This window comes from Mesorhizobium sp. WSM4310, from assembly GCF_007003935.1.
Taxonomy (GTDB): Bacteria; Pseudomonadota; Alphaproteobacteria; order Rhizobiales; family Rhizobiaceae; genus Mesorhizobium.
Genome location: NZ_VFTA01000019.1, coordinates 44,208 through 70,197, shown reverse-complemented (window position 1 = coordinate 70,197; position 25,990 = coordinate 44,208). Strand labels below are relative to the sequence as shown.

Here is a 25,990-nt window from a genome sequence, read left to right as displayed (position 1 = left end):
GACAGCCTTGCATGAACCCTACCTACACAAGCGCACAGAAGGCCATTCATTGGGCCGTGTTTCTGCTGGTTATCGGCCTTTACGGCCTGACTTATGTCGCGGATATCTTTCCACGCAACGACCCCGGCCGGGCACTCGTCTGGTGGTTCCACATCTCGTTCGGGATGCTGCTGTTGGCGCTGGTCGTCATCCGCATTGGCCTGCGCCTGATCTTGGGAACCCCGGGGCTGCCGCGGGACATGTCGGAGCTGGAACGATGGGTGGCCAAGGTCGCGCATCTCGTGCTTTACGGGCTGCTTGTCGCCATTCCGGTTCTTGGCATCCTGGTGACCTGGTACAGGGGCGACGCCTTGAGTTTCTTCGGCCTCTTCACCATCCCGGCTCCGGTCTCCGCGGACAGCGCCACGGCCCGAACCATAAGGGAATTGCACAGCCTCTGCGCCAATCTGATCCTGATCCTTGCTGGTCTGCACGCGGCGGCTGCGCTCTGGCATCACTATATCCGCGGGGACGACGTGCTCAAGCGTATGCTGCCGGGGACAACTGGCTCCTGATTGCGAGGCAAACGTCGTCAAGCGATGCCCTTTGCCGTGTTTGCGGGCCGGGAGACAAGGCCAGGTGACGAACCGGATTGAAACACAAGGTCTGCTGCATGGCCCTCGGATGAAACCGATGCTGAAACATCTGGCGACGGCGAGCCTGGTCGGGCTTGTCCTGCTTCGACCGGTCCACGCCCGCGCGGACGAGGATGACGATGGCGATCACGACCGGGCGCGGGACCTTTACGAGCGTGGCGAAATAAAGGGCCTGGCCAATATCCTTGGCGTGGTTCACGCCGATGCTCCCGGCGACATCGTGGCCGTCGATTTCATCCGGATCGGCGACCGCTGGGTCTATCGCTTCCAGGTCGTCGCCCCTGACGGACGCCGCAGGATCGTTGATGTCGATGCCGGCGCCGGCGTGCTGATGCGCGGCAGGGGCGGTGATTGATGAAGATACTGCTTGCCGAAGACGAGCCGCGCATCGCCAGCGACATCGCGGCGGTGCTCAAGGCCGCGGGGATGGCCGTCGATACCGTGCGCGACGGAGAGGCCGCCTGGTTCGCGGGCGACGTCGAGAATTACGACGCGGCGATCCTCGATCTCGGATTGCCGAAACTCGATGGCCTGACCGTGCTGAAGCGCTGGCGGGCCAACATGCGCCGCTTTCCCGTCCTGATCCTGACGGCACGGGGCCTCTGGACCGAGCGCGTCGAAGGCATCAATGCGGGCGCCGACGACTATCTGCCCAAGCCGTTCGAAATGGACGAGCTGCTGGCGCGGCTGCGCGCGATCCTTCGCCGTTCGACAGGCCAGGCGGCACCGGTGCTGAAATCCGGACCGCTGCTCCTCGACACGCGCCAGATGCGCATCTCGCTGCGCGGCGTTGCCGTCGCATTGTCGCCGCTGGAATACCGGCTGATGGCGTTCCTGATGCATCATGCCGGGCGCGTGGTGGCGCCGACCGAACTCGCCGAGCATCTCTACGATTCCGGCAATGATCGCGATCCGAACACAATCGAGGTCATTGTCGCGCGCCTGCGCCGCAAGCTCGGCAACGACGTCATCGAGACTCGGCGCGGGTTCGGATATTTCGTCCCCGACGAGCCGTCCTGATGGGCAATTCGATCCGCTTCAGGCTCTGGTCGGCGGCCACCATTTCGATCCTCGTCGCCCTTGCCATTGCCGGGGTCGGGCTGCGCTATCTGTTCGAGCTGAATGTCGAGAGGCGTATCGTCGGCGAACTGACCGCCGATCTCAATGAACTGATCGGCGCGACCAGCTTCGCGGCCAACGGCCAGCTTTCGGTCGCCCCGGGCCTGACCGACCCGCGCTTCACCAATCCGCTGTCGGGTCATTACTGGCAGGTGGAAGACCTGGCCAGCCATAGCCTGGTTCGCTCGCGTTCGTTATGGGACGCAAAGCTTGCATTGCCCGACCAAGGCGCCAGCGGCGAACTGAGAACGATCGAGGAGCTCAAGGGGCCTGGCGACGAACTCACCGTAGCCGTCGTGCGCACTATAACCGATGCCGACGGCCGGTCGTTTCGCGCCATCGTGGCGGAAGATCATGGCAGCGTCACAGTGTCGGTGCGCGAATATGTACGCGATCTCATCCCGGCGCTCATCCTGCTCGCCGCCGCCCTCATGGTGGCTTTTTTCGTCCAGATCACCGTTGGCCTCGCGCCGCTGGAAAGCCTGCGGGACGCCGTTCGAAACGTGATCGCGCAGCGGACGGCACGACTGGACGTGGCGGCGCCGAGCGAAGTGCAGCCGCTCGCCGACGAAATCAACCGCCTCCTCGATGCGCAGGAGAAGGCCCTTGCACGCGCCCGGTCGCGCGCCACCGACCTGGCGCATGGCCTCAAGACGCCACTGCAGGTGCTGTCGGCCGACATCCGGGCCCTGCGCGGCAAGGGCGAGACCGAGCTGGCCGACGAGATCGAGAAGAGCGCTGGAGCGATCCGACGTCATGTCGAGCGCGAACTCGCGCGCGCCCGTTTGGCGCCCGGCGTTTCCGGCAAGGCATCGTGCCGCGTCAGGGAAGCCGCGGCCGGCGTCATCGCCGTCATCAAGCGCACGCCGGGCGGCAAGCAGCTCTCGTTCCGGATCGACGCCGCGGAGGATTTCATGGCGCCGGTCGACGAGGGCGACCTTTCGGAAATCCTCGGCAATCTGGTGGAGAACGCGGCGCGCTTCGCAAGATCCTCGGTCCGGGTCAAGGCGTGGGCAACCGGCGGCGACGTGTCCATCGCCGTCGCCGACGACGGCCCGGGTATCCCCGACGCGGACCGGGAATCCGCCCTGTCACGCGGGGTGCAATTGGACAGCAAGGGCGGCAGCAGCGGGCTGGGCCTGGCCATCGTTGCGGACATTGTCGAAGCCTATGGCGGACGGCTGACGATGAGCAACGCCGACCCCGGCCTGGTCGTGACCATCACCCTGCCCCGACAGGGTTGATCGACGCTCAGGCAAAGCCGGGGAAATAGTCGACCTTTATCTTCGAGCGGCGAACGCCCATGCCCAGCAACGTGTCGCGCAGCGCCTTGACCATGGCCTGGGGGCCGGAAATGTAGAAGGTCCGCTCCAGATAATCGGGGATGGCCAGGCGCACCAGGCGCGCGTCGATATAGCCTGGATACTGGCCCCGCTCGGCCCCCCGGGCCACGGCAAGCACCGTCCTTATGCCCAGTTCCCGTCTCGCCGCGCCGAGCACATCGCGATAGGCGATGTCCTGCTGGGTCTCGGCCCCGTAGAGGACGACGATCGGCCGCCTTTCACGGCTGTCGATGAGATATTGCAGCATCGAGCGGAATGGCGTGATGCCGATGCCGCCGGCTAGGAAGGCAACCTTGGTTTGGCGATTGGCCGGCAATGTGAAGTCTCCGGCCAGTTGGGAGGCGTGGATCGTGCTCCCCGGCTTCATTGTGCCCAGCATTTGCTTGAAGGCGCTCGATTGCGGGTAGAACTTGACCCCGAGCCGTATGGATTGCTCCGTGGGCGCCGACGCCACCGTGAAATAGCGGCGGTTGCCGCGACTGTCCGATCGGTCGAGCCCAAGTGTCCATTCCAGATACTGTCCAGCCTGGAAGGCAAGCTTTCGCGGTGACCTGAAGATGAAATCATAGCTGTCGACCGCCGATTGCTCGATGCGCTCGAGCGTCAACACGAAGCGTCCCCTTGGGCTCACCGCGTAGGCAAACAGATTGCCGGTCAGAAGCGCCAGTTCCGGCGTGAAATAGAACGAGCCGACATGGATGTTTGGCGCGAACAGGAAGCCGACGATGGCGGCGAAGGCGAGGCGCGGCCACCGTGTGGTCGGCGCCGTCAGCGGCTCGGTCAGCATCACGAAGGCGAAGAACAGCAGCGGCGACGAGCCCAGCGTCTCCGTCAGCGCGGCGGCGTACTGCGACGGCTCGGTGGTTGCCAGGATTGTCGTCAGCGCGACGACACCGAAGGTGGCGACCAGATCGAGCCGGCGCAGCTTGCGCACCATGAGGAGGCCGCCGACAAGCACGACGGGAAGCAATGGCAGATTGCCGCCGACCCACCAGCTGGCCGGCTGGTCGAGCAGCAGCGCGGTCAGCGCCACGCCCAGCGCCGCGGGATTGAACAGGTGTTTCCCGCCGATGGCGAGGATGAACTTGGATGAAATCGCCCAGACGCAGGCGAACACCACCGCGCATATCCCCTTGAGGTCCGTGGCGGCCACCGGATCGAGGATGAGCGCCAGGATGAGGGCGGTGATGTAGACCGACTCGGTGTTGGCCGGAACCTTGAAGACGGCCGCAAAGACCCTGTTGGTGACCCAGCAGGCGGCCAGCATCAGCCCCGTCGTGAAGGCGAGCATGACCGGATCATGCGGCACCAGCTTGAGGAAGCCGAGCACGACGGCCGTGCCCAGCAGGGCGATCAGGTAATAGAGGACCAGCCGGTACATGGTCTGATGGTCGAGAAGCCGGTCGATGGTCTTGATCATGGCTGGCAAAAAGCTCCGAAGCCGCTCGTCGGCGTGGCCCGACGGTTGCTGTCGACGACGTAGCCTTCGAGGCCAGGCGCCTGTTCGAGGAAGAGAATGCCCCGCCGGCCCATGGCGAAGGCGGCGGTGGCGAAACGGTCGGCCTCGAACACATCCGAGCCGATGACGGTCAGGCTGACGATTTCGGTGATCGGATCGCCGGCCCCGAGCGGATTGTAGATGTGCTGCCCGCGCACATAGGTGCCGGAGGTGGCGACGCCGTGTCCTCGCGGATAGACGATCTTGATGATCTCTTCGGCATTGAAGGGATTGCGGATGCCGACGCTCCAGTCGAGACCCGAAGCATTTCGGCCGCAGGACTGGATGTCGCCGCCCGCCTCGATGAAGAAATCGCCGATGCCGGCCCGGCGAACGATCCCGGCGGCATTGCGGATGGCCCAGCCCTTGACGATGCCGGACGGGTCCAGCGATCCGTCGGGCTTGCGGATGTCGAAATACCCGTCCGTCTGGTTTTTCGTCTGTGCGGCAAGCGCCATCACTTCCGCCATTTCGGCGCTCCAGTCGCGGATCGGAAGATCATCCCGGTTGATGGCCGAAATCTCGCTGTCGGTCCGGTAGGTGCTGAAGCGGCGGTCGATGTGCTCGAAATAATCGAAGACCGTGTCGACAAGTGTGGAGCCCGAGGCACCGGCGATGTCGACGGTGATGGGCATGCCCATCAAGATCCTCGTATCGCGCATGGATCAGGACGATGCCTTCTTCAAGGCGCCGCCAAGCGACTGGATGAAGGCCTTGCTGGTAAGCGTGGCGCCCGAAATGATGTCGACATCGGCGCTCTGCGCACGGATCGCCTCGTCACGCAGCATCGGCAGCGCCTGCCTGTTGATGCTGATCGAGGTGCGGCGGTCATTCGGGTATTTCAGCACCTTGAGCGCCGTGAGGCGGCCGCCCTGGATCGAAGCCTGAATCTGGATGAGGCCGTAATAGGCATCGGCGGCAGGACCGGTGTAGATACCGTCGGCAAAGCCGTGCCCCGCCGGCTTGGTGCCCGGGCTTACAGCCAGCTTCATGGCGGTCTTGAAGACCCGGGCGTGTGCTTGCGGATAATCCGGCCTCGGCTGCGGAATCGGGATATAGACGGCCGGGGTTATGGTGAAGGACGCCGTCCGCGGCGCGGCATCGGCGATACGTTGAGCTGGCGCCTGTTTTGGCTGGGCTGCGGGCGCTTGAGAAAGCTGCGGAGAGCTGGCTGAGAGCGGCGGCTTGGTCGCCTGCTGCTGCCTTGGCGCGGGCGCGGAGATCGCGGCGGTGGTTTCGCCGCCGACCGATGTCGGCGTGGTCGCGGGAGGATCGAGCCGCGCACTCTGCTGGCGGATCCCGGGCGATGGCGGTGGAGGCGCTGGAGTGGGATCAGTTTGAACGGGGCTGGCCGGAGCAGGGGGCTGCGCCACACTGTCCTCGGCGGCATTGGCGGAACCCGCCGTGTCGATCATGTCGCCGGCAGGACCCTTGCCTGCCTGGTCCCAGACATAGGCGCCCGAAGACGCGATCACGAAAAGCGACAGGGCAATCTGTTTCATTGGCTCGTTTCACCTTCAATCCCGTGCCGGCGAATCGACTTCGCGGCAATTCGCAAACAATGTCTCACGATCCAGCTGACAATTGGCTGTCAGGCGCGGACACCGTCGACAGCACCGATCCTTGAACCTCCGGTCGTCATCCCGGCACGAATGGGACGACGGCCGTCAACCAAACCTGCCCTCGCGGCTAGGCGCCGAACAAACCACTTCAAACCGGGTCGCGGCTTCGCTACGCTTGCGGCATGTCTCAATCCAGCACTGCAATCTTCGGCGCCCGGCGCGACCAGGCATTTCCCACGCTGAGCGAGGCGGACATCGACCACATGCGCCGTTTCGGCGAGGCCAGCGCCTATGCGGCCGGCGAGCACATCATCAAGGCTGGCGATGTCGCGCCCGGCCTGATCGTCGTGCTGTCGGGCAAGGTTGATATCATCCAGGATGGTCTTGGCCGGCGCGAGACGATCGTCAGCCATGGCCCGGGCAGTTTCGTCGGCGAGCTGGCGCAGCTTTCGGCCCGTCCCTCATTGGTCAATGCCGAGGCCGCCGAGCCGGTCGAGGCCTTCGTCATTCCCTCGCGGCGGGTGCGCGACCTGATGGTGCAGGAGGCCAATCTCGGCGAGCGCATCATGCGGGCGCTGATCCTGCGCCGCGTCGGGCTCCTGGAAAGCGCCACCAGCGGGCCGATCATCATCGGACCGCTCGGCAACGTCGACGTGCTGCGGCTGCAGGGCTTCCTGGCCCGTAGCGGCCAGCCGCACCGCGTGCTCGATTCCGGCAGCGACCCGTGCGCCAAAACCCTGGTCGAGCGCTTCGATGTCGATCCGCACCATTTGCCCGTCGTGTTGTGCCCGAACGGCAGGCTGCTGATGAATCCGAGCGAGAAAGACCTCGCCCGCTGCATCGGCCTGCTCAGGCCGATCGATGCCGATACGCTGTATGATGTCGCCATCGTCGGCGCCGGGCCGGCGGGGCTGGCGGCGGCGGTCTATGCGGCTTCCGAAGGGCTGTCGACCATCGTGCTCGATTGCCGGGCCTTCGGCGGGCAGGCTGGCGCCTCCTCGCGCATCGAGAACTATCTCGGCTTCCCCACCGGCATCACCGGCATGGCGCTGATGGCGCGCGCCTACAATCAGGCGCAGAAATTCGGCGTCGAAATGGTGATTCCCGACGAAGCGAAGCTTTTGAGCGCGGCGACCGACAATTCGGGCGCCGGCTACCTGCTCGATGTCGGCGACGGCGAAACGGTGCGCACGCGCAGCGTGGTGATCGCCAGCGGCGCGCGCTATCGCCGCCTCGACGTCGCCAATTTGTCGCAGTTCGAGGGCACGTCCGTGCACTATTGGGCCTCGCCGATCGAAGGCCGGCTTTGCGCCGGGCAGGAGGTCGCGCTGGTCGGCGCCGGCAATTCGGCCGGGCAGGCGGCGGTCTATCTGGCCAGCCATGCGCGCAAGGTGGCGCTGCTGGCGCGCGGCGGCAGCCTCGATGCCTCGATGTCGCGTTACCTGGTCGAGCGCATCAAGGCGCAGTCGAACATCGAGGTGCTGACCGAGACCGAAATCGAGGCGCTGGAGGGCGAGGAGGGCAATCTTGCCACTGTCCGCTGGCGCAACCGCGTCAGCGGCGAAGAGACGACACGCCCGATCCGCCACCTTTTCCTGTTCATCGGCGCCGACCCGAACACCGACTGGCTGGCGCAATGCAATGTGGCGCTGGATGCCAAGGGCTTCATCCGCACCGGATCGGAACTCGGACCGCAACATGGCCTGATGGAAACCAGCCGCAGCGGCGTATTTGCCATCGGCGATGTGCGTTGCGGCTCGGTCAAGCGCGTCGCGGCCGCCGTCGGCGAGGGCGCCCAGGTGGTCGCCGCCTTGCATGCCTATCTCGCGCGGGACGGCAGCCCGCCGTCACGCCTCAAAACATGATCCCGAAAAGTCGGTTTTCGGAAAAGCTTCAACGAAGAGATAGTTCAGGAGAGAGTGATGGCGGACGAATGCAGGCATGCGGCCGGGATCAAGGATGTGACGCCGAGCGCGCTCGGCTGCGAAGAATGCCTGAAGAGCGGCTCGTGGTGGGTGCATCTGCGGCTCTGCCGCACCTGCGGCCATGTCGGCTGCTGCGACGACTCGCCCAACCGCCACGCAACCAAACATTTTCACGCCACCAGCCATCCCGTCATCGAGGGCTATGATCCGCCGGAAGGCTGGGGCTGGTGCTATGTCGACGAGGTCTTTCTCGACCTTGGCGACCGCACGACGCCGCAGAACGGTCCGATCCCGCGCTTTTATTGAGGCGCCGTGCCACGCAGCCGGGCCGGGCGCTGCTCAAGGACGCGTTCGCGAACGCGATCGGGCTGTTTCCAGGCGACGGGACTCGGCTTCAGGATCAGCCTACGAAGTACCGATACCCCAGCCATCCCGCCAGCGCCACCGAAGCAACCCAGATACAGGCGATGATCAGCGCCGCGCCGCGGCTCACCGGCCTGTCGACGGCAAGGGAGGCGGCCTGCCTGTGTTCTGCCATGACCTCGGGCGGTATCATCTTGACCACGGCAAGGATGCCCAAGGGCACCAGGATCGCATCGTCGAGGTATCCAACCACGGGGATGAAATCGGGAATCAGGTCGATTGGTGACAAGGCGTAGCCCGCGACGCACAGGGCAAGCGCCTTGGCGTGCCACGGCGTTCGCGGATCGCGCGCGGCAAGGTAGAGCGCATGCACGTCGCGCTTGATCGCCCGGGCCCATTCGCTCAATGTTGCCATTGGATGACCTTAGCGCCAAAGGATGACGCGCCCAATAGCGCACGCTGAGCGCCTCGCAGGATGGTTGGCGGCCCTCGACATGCACGTCCGCCCAACACGGGTTCGCGGCCGGCTGTTGTGCCGCCTATCGCACCGACCCGGTGACCGTCCGGTCGACATCGGGAACGGATCTGCGTTCGTTGCCGGCAAGCGCGGCTATGAGCAGCAGGCTGGCCACCACCGGAACGAACAGGACGGCGACACGAGCCTGTATATGAAGAATGGCGCGCCATTCGTTGCTGCGCTTGTCGGGGCTGTCGCTCATCATACTCACTTTGCCATGGACCCCCCGAGGGGTCACATAGAGGCGAACTGTTAAGCAACTCCTTCCGACTTCGTTAACGGGGCTGCAAGCGCGAAATCAGCTGAGCCCGATGCGCCTTGCGCCTTGCCGGGACAGCGCCTCGGCGTCCGCATCGAAGCGGAACGTGCCGATGAAATCGTCGGCGCGGTGGTCCGGCAATGTCCTGCGGATCGCGGCGGCAAAGCCGCGCGCCTCGTCGAGCCGGCCGGCCAGCGCGGCTGGGCGGCAGGTCGCGGCGGAAGGTCCTTCCGTGAAATAGTTCCAAAAGCCAGCGACAGGCATGGGCGGCCATGCGATTCTGCGGCGGTGATTCGGGAGGTCCGACCGTGACGCTGTTTCGTGTGGCCGTGCTCGCGGCGCTGGTCTGCGCCAATTCGGCCGAGGCCGCCGACATGGCCTTCTTCGTCAAGAACCTGCGCAAGGAAGCGGTTGCGGTCGAATTGTTCAGCCGCGACCGCGAGACGGTCTGGCCCGGCAACGGCAAGGTGTTCCTGATCGACCCGAAATCCCAGAAATCGGTGCCGCTGTCCTGCAATCAGGGTGAGCGCATCTGCTATGGTGCCTGGGTCGACGGCAATGACAAGATCTTGGCCGGCGTCGGGCCTGACAACGACCAGCCTTGCGACACCTGCTGCTTCATCTGCGTGGAACACACGACCGAGACGATCGACCTGGTGCCGTGATTGGCCGGGCATCACCAGAGCAATTCCGGGAAATTGCGGCACGGCGCCCACGACACAGAGCGCAATCTTGCGAACAAGATAAGTCGCGGCAGCTTTACCGCCGCCTTCTTTATGATGTGCTTGGACGTGATCGGCGTAAGACAGGTGAGCTTAGAAACCTAAGCCCATAGAGTGCCAACAATGCCCCCGATAATGAATCCGACCACACCAACGATAAATAGTATGCGTTTCCGGGGTGACCCGGGTTCATCCGGAAAGTAAAACGCCTCGAAATGAATGTTCTCGATTTCAGATGAACGCACGAATATGTGACCCTGGCTAAATGCTTGAGTAGACATGGCTCGTGCTTTACCGAATGTGGTCGTCGGGATTTCTTTGTTCAGCCGCAGATAGAATTTGACTGGATCTTCCAATATCAAATGATCGATATTATTCCCGTCCCCAAGGCTGATCTCCTTGGGGAGCCCAGCGTACATAAGGCGCTGATTGTTGTTGATTACCTTCGTCAGCACGAAGCACGTAAGCAGGGGCTCTTGAATTTTGGATATAAACGGCGCGAGCGACCCGTACATCAAGCGCCCTATTATTTTGGATCTACGGGATAGCCACTGGACGCAGTAGGCAGATACCAAGGCGCATATACTGATCCCCAAAAACACGAGCGCCGAACAGATTGGATAGCTGAAAAGAAAGTTTATCAGTTCGAAACGCCTGCTATGAGGAGGCAGAATGGAGTGATCGAAGACATACATATTGCCGTTAAATTCGACGACTCCAAACGGAATTTGGTACGTATGAAAGAGGTTTAAAAAGCCAATAGCCAGTGCAATTACGGACCAAAAAATTATGAAAACGACTATCGAATACAATAGCACGGCGATGGAGGAATAGATCGTGCCGCCTGCGAAAAAGGGCCTCCGAACTGGAGACCCTTCGTAGACGGCGTACCGGAATATCAATCCCGGTACCAGCAATATGAAAAGCGCAAGTGTCGATGCGCTAAGCGACACAGATCAACCGGCTTCCTTGGCCGGGTTTCGCTCCTTGACAATCGCACGGATACGACTCTTAACCGCGTCTTCGCTTAGAGTCGTATCGCCGTTATGCTTGGCCGATGTGTCACCGGCTGCCTCGACAAGCGCACGATAAAGGGTGACGAACGAACCCCTGGATTCTCGCCTCAATTCATTGACGATTTTATCGCGACGAATGAACGTATTCATTTCGCGAATCTCCTATGAATGACGCATGCAATTAACAGCCTGCGCACGGAATCGTTCCGATTTGGTTATCGTCGGTTATCGCTGCTTCGTATGCGCAACATCGTACGCGGACGTCATTAGGACGTCAATTCCACGTTTTTCAATATATGTAGGCGCATCGCACATCGCAAATTAATAGCCAGTTTTCGCGACGAAGAAAAGTGTGAGCGCTTTAGGGAAGACCGGCCTTGCGAAAACCATCGACGAAATGATCGCGCATTGCGGTATCGCGGAATGGCTCCGTCCACACCCAGTAACTGGTCGTGAAATGCGGGTTGCCGATGAGGAACAATTCGACCTCGGCGCGCGCCTCGTCGAGCCGGCCGAGTTGCGCCAGGCTCGCCGCCAGGAAGCGGCGTGAGCTCGTCCGGTAGGTCTCTTCCCGACGCAAGGTCTCGACGGCGGCTTCGTAGTCGCGCGCCGCATATTGCGCCTCGCCGAGCGTCAGATAGTACCAGCTTGCCGGATAGGGATTGAGCCGGAACGCCTTGCGGATATGCTCGAGGCCTTCCTCGACCTTTCCGGCCAGCACCGCGATGTCGGACAAGGTCGCCCAGGCGTCGGCCTCGTTCGGGTCGAGTTCGAACGCTTTGGTGAATTCGGCATCCGACTCTTCGAAACTGTGCTCATAGGCGAGCAGATTGCCGAGCACCCAACGGCAGCCGGCATCGTTGGGATCGATCGCCACCGCCTTGCGCGCCAGTTCCAGCGCTATGCGACGGTTGGGTTCGACCGGCTCGCCCCAATGCACCCATCCCATCCAGTGGTTCATGGCAAGCCAGCGATGGGCCTCGGCGTAGTCCGGATCGAGGGACACCGCGCGCGTCAGCAACAGATGCGCTTCCCGTGCCGTCTGCGGTGATTCGTCGATCAGCTTGCGCGCCCGCACGCACAGATCGTACGCCTCGAGATTTGTCGGCCGGTTGCGTGGCGGCGGCGCCCGCAGCCGTCCGAGCAGCGCCTCCACGATCTTGGCCGTGGCCTCGTCCTGAACGGCAAAGATATCGTCCAGGCCGCGATCGAAGCGTTCGGCCCACAAATGCTCGCCGCTTATCGCGTCGACCAGCTGGGCGTTGATGCGCACGCGCCCCGCGGCGCGTCTGGCGCTGCCTTCCAGGAGGTAGCGCACGCCAAGTTCCTCGGCGATCGCGCGCACGTCCATCGCCTTGCCCTTGTAGGCAAAGGTCGAGTTGCGCGCGATGACGAACAGGCCCGGGGCCCTGGACAGGTCGGTGATCAAATCTTCGGTCAACCCGTCGGCGAAGGCCTCCTGCTCGGGGTCGTTGCTGAGATTGACGAAAGGCAGCACCGCTATCGATGGTTTGTCCGGCAGCGGCAAGGGTTTTCGCTTCACGCGATCAAGCTGTTCGATGGCGCCCGTGAAGCGGTAGCCGACGCGCGGAACCGTCGATATCCATTCGCCGCCATCGGCGGGCGAACCAAGCAGCTTGCGCAGCTGCGCGATCTGGACGGTGAGGTTGCCTTCCTCGACCGCCGTCCCAGGCCACGCCGCGTCCATCAGCTCGGCTTTCTCAAGGATTTCGCCGGGCCGTCCGACGAGCGCGGCAAGCAATTTCAGTCCGCGATAGCCGACGGCAACGGGATCGTCGTTCCGAAGCAGCGTTCCCGCCCCCGGATCAAGCACGAACGGACCAAAGGCAAAGCGCGATCCCTGCATAGGGCGCATCTATAGAGCAATTCCGGGAAAAGTGTGAGGCGGTTTCACCGGGAAAAAGCGCACCGCCCTTTCTCAGGGAATGACGCCAAAACAACGCGTTAGGGCATGTTTGGAACTTTTGAGAACTATTTGGCAGGGCTTAATTACGGCGCCCTTCATATCCTGCAGAATTCAGCCTCGTTCAGATCGAAGGCCGCCCATTCTCAAGCCTGTGGGCGCCAAACCATATGGAGGTTGTCATGACCAATATTCTTGCATCGGCTCCCCATCGGGCAGTGCGGCGGGGAATGGGGCAGGCATCGCGCCGGCGCTACAGCCTTGCCACCCTGCGCAACACCATCGCGGCCTGGCGTCAACAGACACGCTTTCGCTGGGATCTCAAGCGGATCTCGGAAGTCAACCCGCATCTGATCGACGATATCGGCCTGACCAGACGGCAGGTCGATGAAGAGATCGCCAAGCTGCCTTTCTGGCAACGATAGGCGAAGGGCGCAATGGCGCCGGTTCGTCGTTTAACTCCTGCGATTATTTCAGGGATTGTCGTCATCCCCCTTTAGCACCGGCCCCCGTCATGGCATGATGACCCCATCGGCCGTGGGGGCCGATTCTTCATCGGGGGTTCCATGTCTTTCATACCAGCGCGCCGGCTTGCCGCCGCGTTTTCTCTCGCCATCCTGTTTGCACCAGCCGCCCATGCCGGCGACGTCACCTTCGCCGTCAAGAACAGCCATCCCAACGCCATGCGCCTCGAGCTCTACAGCCAGGACCGCGACTATGTCTGGCCGGGCAACGGCAAGGACTTCTATCTCGATGACGGCGAGACCAAGTCGCTGCCGATCTCCTGCAACGAGGGCGAATCGATCTGCTACGGCGCCTGGGTCGATGGCGATGAGGGCACCTATTGGGGCGTCGGCCCCGGCAACAAGGAAAAATGCGAGGATTGCTGCTACACCTGCAGCGGCGGCGAGACCGAGGAGATCAATCTCGTCCCCTGACCGGTTTGCCAGCTTGACGGTTTTCCCCATGGGAGCCATAGCCTGTGCCGATACCCAAAGCGCGCCGCGTCTGTTCAGCCGCGACGCGGCCCAGGCAAGAGGAGCACGGCAATGGCAGGCACGGTCGAGGGCGGGAAGATCGACGTCGGCTTTTCCGGCAAGCGCTGCATCCACTCGCGCAATTGCGTGCTCGGCGACCCGCATGTCTTCGAGCCCAACGCGCCGGGACAATGGATTCATCCCGACGCGGCCGGTGTCGAGAAGATCGTCGCCATAGCCGAAAGCTGTCCGTCCGGCGCCATCACCTATGTCAGGAAGGATGGCGGGCCGCAGGAACAGCCGCCGGTGGTCAACACCGTGCGGCTGCGCGAAAACGGCCCGCTCGCCGTGCATGCCGAGATCGTGCTCGACGGTGAAACCTTCTATCGCGCCACGCTGTGCCGCTGCGGCGCGTCGGAAAACAAGCCGTTCTGCGACGGCAGCCACAGCAAGGCCGGCTTCACCGCCACCGGCGAACCGGCGCTGAAGGACGCGCCGGCGCTCGAAGCGCGCAATGGCCCGCTGAAAGTGACGCCGACCACCAACGGGCCGCTCAAGCTCGAAGGCAATGTCGAGATCGTCACCGGCACCGGCCACACGATCGACCGCACGCAACGCACCTTCCTCTGCCGCTGCGGCCATTCGGCCAACAAGCCGTTTTGTGACAATACGCATAAGAAGATCGGCTTCGTGGCATAAAAGGCCGTTCGCCAGCGTTAGTGCAGGATGAGGGTTCGCGCTCAGGAGGAAATCCATCATGCGCACCATGCTCGTTCTTGCTCTGCTTGCCTTTGCCATGCCCGCCTATGCCGCCAATCATGCGGTCCAGATCAAGGGCATGAAATTTAACCCGGCGAAAATCTCGGCCGCCGTTGGCGATACCATCACTTTCACCAATGCCGACCCGATGACGCACACCGCCACGGCGCTCGACGGCTCCTTCGACACGGGCCATCTCGCCACCGGCAAGAGCGCCAAGGTCAAGGTATCGGCTGCCGGCGCACATCCATTCCATTGTGCGATCCACAGCTCGATGAAGGGCATTGTCACGGCGAAATAGCGGCATCCTCGCCAGAGGGTCCCTGGCGCTGTGGTCAAGGCCGCCGATCTCCTCCCAGGGGGAGATCGAGGCTCCTATTGCGGTCATCGCGTGTTGGCCCAGCGCTCGTGGCTTTATCGGCCGGCCGCGATAGGCTAAGGGCGGGGAAGCAAAATTCCCCACCGCCCGGACTGCCAATGACCGCCAAGACCAAGCCAAAACCCCTGTTCCTCGGCATCGACACCGGCGGCACCTATACCGATGCCGTGCTGTGGTCCGAGACCGAAGGCCCGCAGCGGGAGCCGAACAAGGGCAAGGTGCTGGCCAAGGCCAAGGCGCTGACCACCAGGCATGATCTCGCCGTTGGTATTTCCGGCGCGGTCGACGCGGTGCTCGAAAAGGCCGGCACCGATCCGGCCGCGATCAAACTGGTCTCGATGTCGACGACGCTTGCCACCAATGCGCTGGTCGAGGGCCAGGGTGGCCGCGTCGCGCTCGTCATGATCGGCTTTTCCGAAGCCGACCTCGCCCGCGACGGGCTGAAGACGGCGCTCGGCACCGATCCGGTGGTGTTTTGCCTGGGCGGCCACGATGTCCACGGCAATGCCGCCAACCTTGATCTGTCAGAACTGGAAGAGGCCTTGCCGGAACTCGGCGCCTCGGTGTCCGGCTTTGCCGTCTGCGCCTATTTCGCCACCCGCAACCCGGCGCACGAGATCGCCGCCCGCGAGCTGATCCGCGACAGAACCGGCCTGCCGGTCACCGCGAGCCATGAACTGTCGGCCAAGCTCGGCGGCCCGCGCCGGGCGCTGACCACGCTGCTCAACGCCAGGCTGATTTCGATGATCGACCGGCTGGTGGCCGCGACCGAAGGGTTTTTGCAAGCCCGCGACATCGCCGCCCCGCTGATGGTGGTGCGCGGCGACGGCGCGCTGGTCTCGGCGGCGTTCGCCCGCCAGCGGCCGATCGAGACCATTTTGTCCGGTCCGGCTGCCAGTCTGGTGGGCGCCCGCCACATGACCGGGCTCGACAATGCCGTGGTCTCCGACATTGGCGGCACCACCACCGATGTCGCCGTGCTCGACAAGGGCCGGCCGCGCCTGGATCCCGAAGGCGCCACCGTCGGCGGCTTCCGCACCATGGTCGAGGCGGTCGCCATGCGCACCTTCGGCCTTGGCGGCGATTCCGAAGTGGCGCTGGAGGACGGCGCGCTCAATCCAAAGATCCTGCTTGGGCCGCGCCGCCTGGTGCCGCTGGCGCTGGCTGGCATGGCGCATGGCGAGGCCGTCAAATCGGAGCTCGAACGCCAGCTGCGTTCGCCCAATCCCGGCCGCATGGACGGCCGCTTCGCGGTTCGCACCGGCGTGCCGGACAGGCTTGCCGCCGGGCTGACCGCTCCGGAAGCGCGGCTTTACGAGGCGATCGGCGCGACCCCGCTGGCCCTCGACAGGCTGCTGACGTCGAATGCCCAGAACGCCACCTTGAACCGGCTGGTCTCGCGCGGCCTGGTGCATATCTCAGGCTTCACCCCCTCGGACGCGGCGCATGTGATGGGCAAACAGGCCAATTGGGATGCCGCCACCGCGCGCCTCGGCGCCGAGCTGTTCGCCCGCAAGCGCGATGGCCGCGGCCAGCCCATTGCCGCGTCGCCAGAGGTGATCTCAGAGCGCGTACTGGTGACGCTGACGCGCTGGTCGGCCGAATACATACTCGAAACCGCCTTCGCCGAGGACGGGCTCGATGGCGCGGCGACAGTGGCACACGCGCTCGTGCAGCGTGCCGTCGATGCCCATCCCGGCATCGCCCGGCTGAGCGTCGCGCTCGACCGCCCTGTCATCGGCCTCGGCGCCTCGGCGCCGCTGCACTATGCTGGCCTGGCGCCCCTGGTCGGCAATGACTGCTTGGTGCCCGAGGACACCGATGTCGCCAACGCGCTTGGCGCCGTCGTCGGCCAGGTCAGGGTCTCGGCCGAGGCGCGGGTCAGCCAGCCTAGGGAAGGGCTGTTCCGGCTTGCCTCGGGTGAGACGGTGCGTGATTTCCTCGACGAGGCAGCGGCGATCGCGGCCGCCGAGGCCGATGTGCGGGCCATCGTCGCCGGGCGCGCCCGGGACGCCGGCACCGACAATGCCGAGATCGACGTCGCGACCGAATTCAAGGTTTCCACGGTGGAAGCCCAGCGCATGTTCATCGAAGCGCATGTGGTGGCGGTGGCCTCGGGACGGCCAAGGATCGCCGTGTGAGGATGAGAGCGATCTCCCCACCTGTGGGGGAGATGGCCGGCAGGCCAGAGGGGGGCGCTGTCCCGCCGACCTATCAGTGGTTTTCAATCAAGCCTTTTGGCCCGGTCTCAAATCGATCACAGGGTAAAGGTTGCGATCCTTCACGCCCCCCTCTGCCCTGCCGGGTATCTCCCCCACAAGGAGGGAGATCGGCTGCTTCGCCAACCTTGCCTAAAGGTCCCCTTCACCTTAAGCCGAATTGACCCTGTAGACCTGACATGCCAAAGGCGCGCCCGAGCCTTTCGTCTGGAGACAAACTGATGACCGTTCGCATCGAGATCGCCGGATTGCGGATTGCCCGCGAGCTGCATGATTTTGTGGCTGGCGAGGCCCTGCCCGGCACCGGCATCGCCGCCGATGCGTTCTGGAATGGTTTTTCGGCCGTCGTCCACGACCTGGCGCCCAAGAACCGGGCGCTGCTCAAAAAACGCGACGCCATGCAGGAAAAGCTCGACGGCTGGTATCGCGACAATGGCGCGCCCGTCGACATGGAGGCTTACAGGGGCTTCCTGAAAGAGATCGGTTATCTCGTTCCCGAGGGGCCGGCCTTCAGCGTCTCGACGGAGAATGTCGATCCCGAAATCGCCGTCGTCGCCGGTCCGCAGCTGGTCGTTCCGGTGATGAATGCGCGTTATGCGCTCAATGCCGCCAATGCGCGCTGGGGCTCGCTCTACGATGCGCTCTATGGCACCGATGCCATTCCCGAGACCGGCGGCGCCGAAAAGGGCAAGGGCTTCAATCCGGCGCGCGGCGCCAAGGTCATCGCCTGGGCCAAGGATTTTCTCGACCAGTCGGCGCCGCTCACCTCGGGCAAATGGGCCGGCGTCAACGGGCTGTCGTTTGTCAACGGCATGCTGCGGCTGGGCGAGGGTGCCGGTGTCACGACACTCGCCAATCCCAAGCAATTCGCCGGCTATCGCGGCGACGCCGCCAACCCCGATGCCGTGTTGCTGGTGAAGAACGGGCTGCATGTCGAGATCGTCATCGACCGCGCCAACCAGATCGGCCGCACCGATCCGGCGGGCATTGCCGACGTCATCCTGGAATCGGCGCTGACCACCATCCAGGACTGCGAGGATTCGGTCGCGGCGGTGGATGCGCAGGACAAGGTCGTCGTCTACCGCAACTGGCTCGGCCTGATGAAGGGCGACCTCGCCGAGGAGATCAGCAAGGGCGGAAAGACGTTTGTCCGCAAGCTCAACCCCGACCGCGCCTACACCGCGCCGGCTGGGGGCCAGCTCACCGTGCCCGGCCGCTCGCTGATGCTGGTCAGGAATGTCGGCCACCTGATGACCAATCCGGCGATCCTGGACCGCGACGGCAACGAAGTGCCCGAAGGCATCATGGACGCCGCGCTGACGGCGCTGATCGCGCTGCACGATGTCGGGCCGAAAGGCCGCCGCGCCAATTCCCGCGCCGGCTCGATGTATGTCGTGAAGCCCAAGATGCACGGGCCGGAGGAAGTCGCCTTCGCCGTCGAGATCTTCGACCGGGTCGAGGCGCTGCTCGGCATGGCGAAAAACACCATCAAGATGGGTATCATGGACGAGGAGCGGCGCACCACCGTCAACCTCAAGGAGGCGATCCGCGCCGCGCGGGAACGCGTGGTGTTCATCAACACCGGCTTCCTCGACCGCACCGGCGACGAGATCCACACCTCGATGGAAGCCGGCCCGATGATCCGCAAGGGCGACATGAAGCAGGCCGCCTGGATCTCCGCCTACGAGGCGTGGAATGTCGACACCGGGCTCGAATGCGGGCTGGCCGGCCATGCCCAGATCGGCAAGGGCATGTGGGCGATGCCGGATTTGATGGCGGCGATGCTGGAACAGAAGATCGCGCATCCCAAGGCCGGCGCCAATACCGCCTGGGTGCCGTCGCCGACGGCCGCGACGCTGCATGCCACGCACTATCACAAGGTCGACGTGCACGCCGTGCAGGCGGCGCTGAAGAACCGGCCGAAGGCCAGGCTCGACGACATCTTGTCCGTGCCGGTGGCCGTGCGGCCGAACTGGACGCCGGACGAAATCCAGCGCGAACTCGACAACAATGCGCAAGGCATTCTCGGCTATGTCGCGCGCTGGATCGACCAGGGCGTCGGCTGCTCGAAGGTGCCCGACATCAACGATGTCGGGCTGATGGAAGACCGCGCCACGCTGCGCATCTCCTCGCAGCACATCGCCAACTGGCTGCGCCACAAAGTGTGCTCGGAGATCCAGGTGCGCGATTCCCTGCAGCGCATGGCGGCCATCGTCGACCGCCAGAATGTCGGCGATCCGCTCTACCGGCCGATGGCGCCGGATTTCGACACGTCCATCGCCTTCCAGGCCGCCTGCGACCTGGTGTTCAAGGGCACCAGCCAGCCCAACGGCTATACCGAGCCGGTGCTGCACGCGCGGCGGCTGGAGCTGAAGGCGAAGCAGGATCAAGCGGATTTGCGTTGAAACGGCCTGACGCAACGGGTCGACCAAGTATCGTCGGTCCGCGCTGCCCCTCAATTGCCCTGCCGGGCATTTCTCCCCGTAGTGACACCGTAGTGACGGGGAGAAAGACGCTTCTATCGCCGATTCGCCAATCACCAATGTCGCAAGAAGAGCGCCGAGGGCGCAGCAGCTCCCTTCTCCCCGTCACTATACGGGGAGAAGGTGCCGGCAGGCGGATGAGGGGCGGCGCTACAATTGGTTGGACAGCGAACTGGCGCCACGAGATCGAGCGCCGATCACACAAATGCGATGTCGAGGTGACCGGCAATCGTTTCCAGGCGCCTTGACGGTCACTTGGCTACCTACTAGTTGGTAGGAAGTGAAACGAGAGGTCCCCGCCATGTCTGGACAAATGAATGATCAGAGCCGCGCCCCGTCATCAAACGGTTGGCTCAAAAGCTACTACTATCTGCGGTTTGCCGTATCGGCGGCCTGGGTCGCGGCGGCTTTCACCGTCGCGAAAAGCAGCCCGCCGCTCGCCGCCGCCATGCTGGTTGCCTACCCTGCATGGGACGCGCTCGCGAATTACATCGACGCCCAGCGTACCGGCGGGCTCGGCCGCAACAAGTCGCAATTGCTGAACTTCGCCGTCAGCATCCTCGCCACGATTGCGGTCGCCATCGCGCTCGGTCACGGCATGAACGCGGTACTTTCGGTCTACGGCGTCTGGGCCGTTGTCTCCGGCGTGTTTCAGCTCCTGACCGCGGCGCGGCGCTGGAAAACCAACGGTGCGCAATGGCCGATGATCCTGAGCGGCGCCCAATCGGCGCTGGCGGGTCTCTTCTTCGTCAAGATGGCCGGCGGCACGGAGATCATTGGCATCGCCAATGTCGCGCCCTATGCCGCGTTCGGCGCCTTCTACTTCCTCGTGTCAGCTCTATGGCTGTCGGTCAGCGACATCCTTCGCAAGTCACCGCGGGTCGCAAGCTAGAGCGATTCCAGGAAGGGTGAGCGCTTTCCCTTGGGAATTGCGTCAAAACAAGAGTTAGAGCGGTTCGCCGGTTTCCATGAAACGGCGAACCGCTCTAAGTGCAGAGGAGCCCTCCGCCGGAGCAAGTCATGAGCAAGCCTTCGAACACCGCCGATGAGATCCTGGCCGCCGCGCGAAGCTTCATCGTCGCCGGCGGCTACAATGGCTTCAGCTACGCCGATATCGCCGAGGTGGTTGGCATCCGCAAAGCCAGCATCCATCACCATTTCCCCAGCAAGGTCGACCTCGTGCAGACCCTTCTCAAGCGGTACCTCGAGGATGCCCTCACGGGCATGGCAGGGCTCGAGCGCGATGTCCCCGGTCCGCCGGAGTTGCTTCGCACCTATGCCGGCATCTGGGCCCGGTGCATCGAGGATGCGAGCATGCCGTTCTGCGTCTGCGCACTGCTTGCCAGCGAGCTGCCGGCCCTTCCACCGGAGGTTGCCGTTGAAGTCCGGGCGTATTTTCAGTTTCTCTCGGGATGGCTGACTGGCGTCATCGAGCGCGGTGCCGAAAAAGGCACGCTGGCAATTTCCGCTTCGCCACGCGTTGAGGCCGAGGCCTTCATGGCGACCGTGCATGGCGCAATGCTTTCCGCGCGAGCCTATGGCGATGTCTTGACCTTCGGCATGATCCTGACGCCGACGCTGCAGAAGTTGATCCCCGCGACCGAATGATCCGGGCAAAGACGGATCGACCCGGAGAAACGGACCTGGCGTAGCTGCCGATGCCTTCGCCTACGCCGCCTGCGCCACGCGCTCCGAACTCATGCGATAGGAGATCGCCTCGGCCAGATGGATGCAGCCAACGGTTTCGCTGGCGTCGAGATCGGCCAGCGTGCGCGCCACTTTCAGCACGCGGTGGTAGGCCCGCGCCGAAAAGGCGAGCTTTTCGCTGGCGTCCTTGAGCAGCGACAGGCCTGACGCGTCGGGCATGGCGATCTCCTCGATGACGGAGGGCGCGCAATGGGCGTTGGTGGTGGCGCTGGCCACGCCGAGCCGTTCGAAACGCTCGCGCTGGAGGGTGCGGGCGCGTGCCACGCGCAACGCCACATCAGCACTCTTCTCCGCCCGGTCCGGCCTTATCAGGTCGCTGGCCGAGACCGCAGGCACTTCGATCCGCAGGTCGATGCGGTCGAGCAGCGGACCGGAAATGCGTGCCTGATAATCGGTGCGGCAGCGCTCGCCGCGCAGGCAGCGATAGCCCGGCTCGCCGGCCATGCCGCAGCGGCACGGGTTCATCGCCGCCACCAGCTGGATGCGCGCCGGATAGGTGACGCGGTGGTTGGCGCGCGCGATCATGCAGTCGCCGGTCTCCAGCGGCTGGCGCAGCGCATCGAGCGTCTGCGGCGTGAATTCGGGGAACTCGTCGAGGAACAGCACGCCGTGATGGGCGAGCGACACTTCGCCAGGTCGTGCGCGCAACCCGCCGCCGACCATCGCCGCCATCGAGGCCGAATGGTGTGGCGCGCGGAACGGCCGCCGGTCGGTCAGCTTGCCTTCGCCGAGCTTCGCCCGCCACCGAGGCGATCATCGAGACTTCGAGCAATTCCTTCGGCATCAGGGGCGGCAGGATCGACGGCAGCCGCTGCGCCAGCATCGACTTTCCCGATCCGGGCGGGCCGACCATCAGCAGATTATGGCCGCCGGCCGCCGCCACTTCCAGCGCCCGCTTGGCCGTCTCCTGGCCCTTGATGTCGGCAAGGTCGGGCAGGTCGCGCGCCGCGGCGTGGATGCCGGCCTCAGGGCGCGACAGCACCTGCGTGCCGCGGAAATGATTGGCGATGGCGATCAGGCTGCGCGGTGCCAAAATGTCGAAATCCTTGCCGGCCCACGCCGCTTCCGGCCCGCAGGCGAACGGACAGATCAGGCCCTTGCCCTCGGCATTGGCGCCGATCGCCGCCGGCAAGGCACCGGCGACGGCGGCAATGGTGCCGTCGAGCGACAATTCGCCAAGCACGACATAACCGGCCAGCATGTCGCCCGGAATGGCGCCAAGCGCGGCCATCAGGCCAAGCGCGATCGGCAAATCGTAGTGGCTCCCTTCCTTGGGCAGGTCGGCCGGCGCCAGATTGACCGTCACCTTCTTCGACGGCATCGACAGGCCGGACGCATGGAGCGCGGCCTGTACCCGCTCGCGGCTTTCGGCCACCGCCTTGTCGGGGAGCCCGACGATCTGCATGCCGACCTTGCCGGGCGCGATCATCACCTGCACGTCGACCGGCACGGCCTCGATGCCCTGGAAAGCGACCGTGCGAACCCGCGCCACCATTTTCCCACCCCGGATATGAGCCGCAACCCATGCGATAGGCCTGGAACGTGGCCCCGGCAGAAGACAATCACAGATTGCCAGTCAAATCAAGAACATTACAAGAACAAGGCAATCGCTCTGGTTGCAGCCGGATTGAGCCCGGTTGAAAAGGCGGAACATGGTTAATACGACCGAAAACGGCCTACTTGCGCCGCTTCCCCTCGACCGCGTCCCAGAACAGGCTGGCGATGTCGGCGCCGCCAAAGCGCTGCACTTCGCGCACGCCGGTCGGCGAGGTCACGTTGATCTCGGTCATGTAGTCGCCGATGACGTCGATGCCGACCAGGATGAAGCCGCGTTCCCTGAGCGACGGGCCTATGCGGGCGCAGATCTCGCGCTCGCGCTCGGTCAGTTCGGTCTTTTCGGCGCGGCCGCCGACATGCATGTTGGAGCGGGAATCGTGCTCGGCCGGAACGCGGTTGATGGCTCCGACCGGCTCGCCGTCGATCAGGATGATGCGCTTGTCGCCCTTGCGCACGTCCTTGAGATAGCGCTGCACGATATAGGGCTCGCGGAACATCTGGCCGAACATTTCGAGCAGCGAGGCGAGGTTGCGGTCGGCCTCGTGCAGATGGAAGATGCCGGCGCCGCCATTGCCGTAGAGCGGCTTGACGATGATGTCGCCGAACTCCTTGCGGAAGGCTGCGACTTCTTGGCTGTCCTTGGTGATCAGCGTGTCCGGCATCAGGTCGGCAAACTCGGTGACGAAGATCTTTTCCGGGCTGTTGCGCACCCAGGCCGGGTCGTTGACCACCAGCGTCTTCGGGTGGATGCGCTCGAGGATATGCGTGGTGGTGATGTAGTTCATGTCGAAGGGCGGATCCTGGCGCAGCAGGACCACGTCCATCTCCGACAGATCGGTGCGCACCTTCTCGCCCAGCGAGTAATGGCTGCCCTTCTCGTCACGCACCTGCATCTCCTCGATGCGCGCAAACACCTTGCCGTCGCGCAGCGACAGCCGGTCGGGCGTGTAGTGGAACAATTGATGGCCGCGCCGCTGCGCTTCCAGCGACAGCGCGAACGAAGTGTCGCCGGCGATCGACACGGTGGAGATATGGTCCATCTGGACGGCGATTTTCAGCTTCATGGCGGGTCCCCAGCGCAGTCGACGAGAGCGATATAAGGGTCGCCGCGCCTTCTGCCAATCGCGACGTCTGAAGAACGGCAACGGCAGGACGCAACCCCCGCCAGCCCGATCGCGACAAGGCGAGCGGCCGCGTCATCGTTTTCTTAAGCCTTGCCGTACAAGAATAAGCCTCGAATACCCCAACGGCAGGCGCCGGATGGGGGTCCTCGATGGAACAACGACCATGAACGCGCTCACCGCCATCCGCGCCGCCGCGACCGACCAGCTTGAACTCACCATCCTGATGCCGTGCCTCAACGAGGCCGAGACGCTGGCCGTTTGTGTCGGCAAGGCCAGGGCCTTCCTCGACAAGGCCGGCATCCTGGGTGAGGTGCTGATATCAGACAATGGCAGCACCGATGGCTCGCAGGAGATCGCGGCCCAGGGCGGCGCCCGTGTCGTTCCGGTGGCGCAGAAGGGCTATGGCGCGGCCCTGCTGGGCGGCATCGCCGCCGCCAGGGGACGCTTCATCATCATGGGCGACGCCGACGACAGCTACGATTTCGGCGCGCTGGATGCCTTCATGACGCGCCTGCGCGACGGCGCCGACCTGGTCATGGGCAATCGCTTCCAGGGCGGCATCGAAACCGGCGCCATGCCGCCGCTGCATCGTTATCTCGGCAATCCGCTGCTGAGCTTCGTCGGCCGCCTGTTTTTCCGCATCAAGACCGGGGACTTCCACTGCGGCCTGCGCGGCTTCAACGCCGAGAGCATCCGCAAGCTCGACCTGCAGACGACCGGCATGGAATTCGCCAGCGAAATGGTGGTGCGCAGCGCGCTTGCCGGGCTACGCATCGAGGAAGTGCCGACCACGCTCAAGCCCGACGGCCGCAGCCGGCCCCCGCATCTCAGGACCTGGCGTGACGGCTGGCGACATCTCAAATTCCTGCTCGTCTACAATCCGCGCTGGATGTTCTTCATCCCGGGCGCGGCGCTGTGCGGCCTGGGCACGCTGTTCGCGGCCCTGTTGGTGTTTGGACCGCTGCGGGTGATCGACAATCTTTCGCTCGACCTCAACACCTTCGTCGCCGCCTGCTTCATGATCATCACCGGCATCCAGCTCATCACCTTCGGCGCCATATCGCGATACTATGCCGAGATCACCGGCATCCTGCCGCGCAGCCGCGGGTCCGACTGGCTGAGAAGGACCATCAGCACCGACCGTCTTGCCGCCAATGCCGGCATCTGCTTCGCCGGCGGTGTCCTGTTCTTCGGCTATGCGGTGCTGCGCTGGGCGCATCTTGGCTTCGGGCCGCTGAACGATTCCGAAATCCCGCGCATCGTCGTGCTGGGCCTGAGCCTGATCGTCATTTCGTTCCAGGCCTTCTTTTCGGCATTCCTGCTCGGTGTCCTGGAGATTCCGGTCAAGCGGCTGAAAGCCGGCCAGCCCGGCGGATCAGGCGAAGCCGCCGCGACTGCTGAAAAATGAGCCGGCTTCTACGAAAATTCGCCGCCATACGGCTTGTCCGATTTGTCATCGTCGGCATTGGCGCGGCGCTGCTGCTCTTCGTACTGTCATGGGCGTTGGTGTCGGCCGGGATGCCGCCATTCGTCGGAAGCGTCATCGCCTACATGCTGGCCTTTGTCGTGGCATATTCGGCACAGCGTGGCTGGACGTTCGAGGGACGGCACGACCACGCCCATGCGCTGCCACGGTATCTCGCCACCCAGCTGGTCTGCGCAGGGTTTGCAGGCCTGTCCGCCCATGTCGCGGTGTCGATATTTTCCGCCTCGCCGCTGATCATGTCAGCCATCATCACGATCGCCGCAAGCGCCGCGAGCTATGTGCTCTCATCGGTCTGGGTTTTCGCGACGATCAAAGAGCCGCGTGAAGGCATTCGACGGCGGCCCGCCGGCGCGATGCGACGAAGCGCAAGGCTGGTTTAAGATTTGCGCAGTGAGTTCGCGATAACTTCCGTCACG

At 64.0% G+C, this 25,990-nt stretch carries 27 protein-coding genes and 1 pseudogene; 18 read left to right on the top strand and 10 right to left on the bottom strand.

Annotation, left to right across the window (positions count from 1 at the left end):
- Positions 1 to 11: 11 nt before the first annotated feature.
- From FJV80_RS20420 to FJV80_RS20405, 4 genes are all read left to right on the top strand, one after another.
- Positions 12 to 554, top strand: coding sequence for a cytochrome b (locus FJV80_RS20420; protein WP_142877258.1), 543 nt, complete (start codon positions 12 to 14; stop codon positions 552 to 554).
- Positions 555 to 672: 118 nt separating this feature from the next.
- Positions 673 to 990 (top strand): hypothetical protein, encoded by a 318-nt coding sequence (locus FJV80_RS20415; protein WP_245318145.1) that lies wholly within the window; start codon positions 673 to 675, stop codon positions 988 to 990.
- Positions 990 to 1,655 carry a response regulator transcription factor gene (locus tag FJV80_RS20410; RefSeq protein WP_095788609.1) on the top strand — a complete coding sequence of 222 codons (666 nt, stop codon included), beginning with the start codon at positions 990 to 992 and terminating at the stop codon, positions 1,653 to 1,655. Before FJV80_RS20415 ends, FJV80_RS20410 begins: the two co-directional genes overlap by 1 nt.
- A complete protein-coding gene (locus FJV80_RS20405) occupies positions 1,655 to 2,998 on the top strand; it encodes a HAMP domain-containing sensor histidine kinase (RefSeq protein ID WP_142877257.1) in 1,344 nt (447 codons plus the stop codon). Before FJV80_RS20410 ends, FJV80_RS20405 begins: the two co-directional genes overlap by 1 nt.
- A gap of 7 nt (positions 2,999 to 3,005) precedes the next feature.
- Here the strand turns inward: FJV80_RS20405 and FJV80_RS20400 are convergent, their stop codons facing one another.
- The 3 genes from FJV80_RS20400 to FJV80_RS20390 are packed head-to-tail and all read right to left on the bottom strand — an operon-like array spanning position 3,006 to position 6,097.
- Positions 3,006 to 4,517, bottom strand: a complete 1,512-nt coding sequence (locus FJV80_RS20400; RefSeq protein WP_142877256.1) for an RnfABCDGE type electron transport complex subunit D — start codon at positions 4,515 to 4,517, stop codon at positions 3,006 to 3,008.
- Positions 4,514 to 5,236 carry an FAD:protein FMN transferase gene (locus FJV80_RS20395; RefSeq protein WP_246689006.1) on the bottom strand — a complete coding sequence of 241 codons (723 nt, stop codon included), beginning with the start codon at positions 5,234 to 5,236 and terminating at the stop codon, positions 4,514 to 4,516. The genes FJV80_RS20400 and FJV80_RS20395 overlap by 4 nt, the downstream gene beginning before the upstream one ends.
- Positions 5,237 to 5,260: 24 nt before the next feature.
- On the bottom strand, positions 5,261 to 6,097 hold the full coding sequence (locus FJV80_RS20390) for an FMN-binding protein (RefSeq protein WP_142877254.1): 837 nt from the start codon (positions 6,095 to 6,097) through the stop codon (positions 5,261 to 5,263).
- Between the two features lie 242 nt (positions 6,098 to 6,339).
- Between FJV80_RS20390 and FJV80_RS20385 the strand changes: the two genes are divergently transcribed.
- Entirely contained in the window at positions 6,340 to 8,022 is a 1,683-nt protein-coding gene (locus tag FJV80_RS20385) for a cyclic nucleotide-binding domain-containing thioredoxin-disulfide reductase (RefSeq protein ID WP_142877253.1), read from the top strand.
- A 57-nt stretch (positions 8,023 to 8,079) separates the two neighbouring features.
- Positions 8,080 to 8,388 carry a UBP-type zinc finger domain-containing protein gene (locus FJV80_RS20380; protein WP_095773379.1) on the top strand — a complete coding sequence of 103 codons (309 nt, stop codon included), beginning with the start codon at positions 8,080 to 8,082 and terminating at the stop codon, positions 8,386 to 8,388.
- Between the two features lie 94 nt (positions 8,389 to 8,482).
- Here FJV80_RS20380 and FJV80_RS20375 read toward each other — a convergent pair whose 3' ends face one another.
- From FJV80_RS20375 to FJV80_RS20365, 3 genes are all read right to left on the bottom strand, one after another.
- On the bottom strand, positions 8,483 to 8,860 hold the full coding sequence (locus FJV80_RS20375) for a YkvA family protein (protein WP_142877252.1): 378 nt from the start codon (positions 8,858 to 8,860) through the stop codon (positions 8,483 to 8,485).
- Positions 8,861 to 8,984: 124 nt separating this feature from the next.
- The gene (locus FJV80_RS20370) at positions 8,985 to 9,164 is read right to left on the bottom strand and encodes a hypothetical protein (protein ID WP_179295948.1); all 180 of its coding nucleotides are present in this window, start codon (positions 9,162 to 9,164) and stop codon (positions 8,985 to 8,987) included.
- Between the two features lie 96 nt (positions 9,165 to 9,260).
- Positions 9,261 to 9,485 (bottom strand): hypothetical protein, encoded by a 225-nt coding sequence (locus tag FJV80_RS20365; RefSeq protein WP_142877251.1) that lies wholly within the window; start codon positions 9,483 to 9,485, stop codon positions 9,261 to 9,263.
- Between the two features lie 44 nt (positions 9,486 to 9,529).
- On the opposite strand from FJV80_RS20365, the gene FJV80_RS20360 reads away from it, so the two are divergent.
- Together FJV80_RS20360 and FJV80_RS35155 are read left to right on the top strand one after the other, a co-directional pair.
- The gene (locus tag FJV80_RS20360) at positions 9,530 to 9,886 is read left to right on the top strand and encodes a hypothetical protein (RefSeq protein ID WP_142877250.1); all 357 of its coding nucleotides are present in this window, start codon (positions 9,530 to 9,532) and stop codon (positions 9,884 to 9,886) included.
- The gene (locus tag FJV80_RS35155) at positions 9,887 to 10,048 is read left to right on the top strand and encodes a DUF6471 domain-containing protein (RefSeq protein ID WP_348643981.1); all 162 of its coding nucleotides are present in this window, start codon (positions 9,887 to 9,889) and stop codon (positions 10,046 to 10,048) included.
- Between the two features lie 851 nt (positions 10,049 to 10,899).
- Here the strand turns inward: FJV80_RS35155 and FJV80_RS20355 are convergent.
- Positions 10,900 to 11,109, bottom strand: a complete 210-nt coding sequence (locus FJV80_RS20355; protein ID WP_142877249.1) for a hypothetical protein — start codon at positions 11,107 to 11,109, stop codon at positions 10,900 to 10,902.
- A 211-nt stretch (positions 11,110 to 11,320) separates the two neighbouring features.
- Positions 11,321 to 12,835: a winged helix-turn-helix domain-containing protein gene (locus FJV80_RS20350; RefSeq protein WP_185975235.1), complete on the bottom strand. Its 1,515-nt coding sequence runs from the start codon at positions 12,833 to 12,835 to the stop codon at positions 11,321 to 11,323.
- Between the two features lie 230 nt (positions 12,836 to 13,065).
- On the opposite strand from FJV80_RS20350, the gene FJV80_RS20345 reads away from it, so the two are divergent.
- The 8 genes from FJV80_RS20345 (at position 13,066) to FJV80_RS20300 (ending at position 21,308) form a co-directional block, all read left to right on the top strand.
- Positions 13,066 to 13,308 carry a DUF1127 domain-containing protein gene (locus FJV80_RS20345; protein WP_245318143.1) on the top strand — a complete coding sequence of 81 codons (243 nt, stop codon included), beginning with the start codon at positions 13,066 to 13,068 and terminating at the stop codon, positions 13,306 to 13,308.
- Positions 13,309 to 13,449: 141 nt separating this feature from the next.
- Positions 13,450 to 13,821 (top strand): hypothetical protein, encoded by a 372-nt coding sequence (locus tag FJV80_RS20340; protein WP_095773373.1) that lies wholly within the window; start codon positions 13,450 to 13,452, stop codon positions 13,819 to 13,821.
- A gap of 111 nt (positions 13,822 to 13,932) precedes the next feature.
- On the top strand, positions 13,933 to 14,559 hold the full coding sequence (locus tag FJV80_RS20335) for a CDGSH iron-sulfur domain-containing protein (RefSeq protein ID WP_142877247.1): 627 nt from the start codon (positions 13,933 to 13,935) through the stop codon (positions 14,557 to 14,559).
- Positions 14,560 to 14,617: 58 nt separating this feature from the next.
- Entirely contained in the window at positions 14,618 to 14,920 is a 303-nt protein-coding gene (locus FJV80_RS20330; RefSeq protein WP_095773371.1) for a cupredoxin family copper-binding protein, read from the top strand.
- A gap of 176 nt (positions 14,921 to 15,096) precedes the next feature.
- Positions 15,097 to 17,139, top strand: a complete 2,043-nt coding sequence (locus FJV80_RS20325) for a hydantoinase/oxoprolinase family protein (protein ID WP_142877246.1) — start codon at positions 15,097 to 15,099, stop codon at positions 17,137 to 17,139.
- Positions 17,140 to 17,438: 299 nt separating this feature from the next.
- The gene (locus tag FJV80_RS20315; protein ID WP_142877245.1) at positions 17,439 to 19,622 is read left to right on the top strand and encodes a malate synthase G; all 2,184 of its coding nucleotides are present in this window, start codon (positions 17,439 to 17,441) and stop codon (positions 19,620 to 19,622) included.
- 379 nt (positions 19,623 to 20,001) lie between these two features.
- Complete coding sequence (locus FJV80_RS20305) at positions 20,002 to 20,592, top strand: DUF308 domain-containing protein (RefSeq protein WP_142877244.1); 591 nt, start codon at positions 20,002 to 20,004, stop codon at positions 20,590 to 20,592.
- A 128-nt stretch (positions 20,593 to 20,720) separates the two neighbouring features.
- Positions 20,721 to 21,308: a TetR/AcrR family transcriptional regulator gene (locus tag FJV80_RS20300; RefSeq protein ID WP_142877243.1), complete on the top strand. Its 588-nt coding sequence runs from the start codon at positions 20,721 to 20,723 to the stop codon at positions 21,306 to 21,308.
- A 60-nt stretch (positions 21,309 to 21,368) separates the two neighbouring features.
- Here FJV80_RS20300 and FJV80_RS20295 read toward each other — a convergent pair.
- Positions 21,369 to 22,902 (bottom strand): annotated as a pseudogene (locus FJV80_RS20295) (YifB family Mg chelatase-like AAA ATPase).
- A 181-nt stretch (positions 22,903 to 23,083) separates the two neighbouring features.
- Entirely contained in the window at positions 23,084 to 24,028 is a 945-nt protein-coding gene (gshB, locus tag FJV80_RS20290; RefSeq protein WP_142877242.1) for a glutathione synthase, read from the bottom strand.
- A 223-nt stretch (positions 24,029 to 24,251) separates the two neighbouring features.
- Between gshB and FJV80_RS20285 the strand changes: the two genes are divergently transcribed.
- Together FJV80_RS20285 and FJV80_RS20280 are read left to right on the top strand one after the other, a co-directional pair.
- Positions 24,252 to 25,496 (top strand): glycosyltransferase family 2 protein, encoded by a 1,245-nt coding sequence (locus tag FJV80_RS20285; RefSeq protein ID WP_142877241.1) that lies wholly within the window; start codon positions 24,252 to 24,254, stop codon positions 25,494 to 25,496.
- Complete coding sequence (locus FJV80_RS20280) at positions 25,493 to 25,954, top strand: GtrA family protein (RefSeq protein WP_142877240.1); 462 nt, start codon at positions 25,493 to 25,495, stop codon at positions 25,952 to 25,954. The genes FJV80_RS20285 and FJV80_RS20280 overlap by 4 nt, the downstream gene beginning before the upstream one ends.
- Positions 25,955 to 25,990: the final 36 nt, after the last annotated feature.